Below are 426 nucleotides of genomic sequence, written 5' to 3' on the forward strand. Positions count from 1 at the left end.
AAGCGTAAGAACCGTAAAAGCGTACGATGCTGAAATCACTGCAGCACCAGCAGCAGCGACAATCACCGTAACAAACAGCCCAACAGGTGAAGCAGATACAGTTAAAGTAACGGGTCTAGCCGAAGGCGACATCGTGAATGTATATGCTGTAGCAACAGGCGGCACGGTACTTGAGACTGCAACGGTAGCAGAAGGCGCAACGGAAGTAACGATCTCGGAAACCGACTTGCTGACRGCAACAGGCGGAACAGCGTATGTAACGGTAACGAAAGCGAACAAGCTGGAGAGTACACGTACGGCTGCGAAATATATCACTGAGCCTGTATCGGCAGCACCGGCAGCAGCCACGATCACGGCAACGAACAACAAAGTAGGCGTAAGCGATACAGTGGTTGTTACAGGCCTAGTAGAAGGCGATGTAGTCAA

Annotated in this window: 1 pseudogene; it reads left to right on the forward strand. The window is 51.3% G+C overall.

What is annotated here, in order from left to right:
- A pseudogene (locus AB4Z29_RS32405) lies at positions 1-426 on the forward strand (hypothetical protein); the annotation flags it as partial.

The organism is Paenibacillus sp. 2TAB23 (assembly GCF_052115165.1).
In the GTDB taxonomy this organism is placed as follows: Bacteria; Bacillota; Bacilli; order Paenibacillales; family Paenibacillaceae; genus Pristimantibacillus.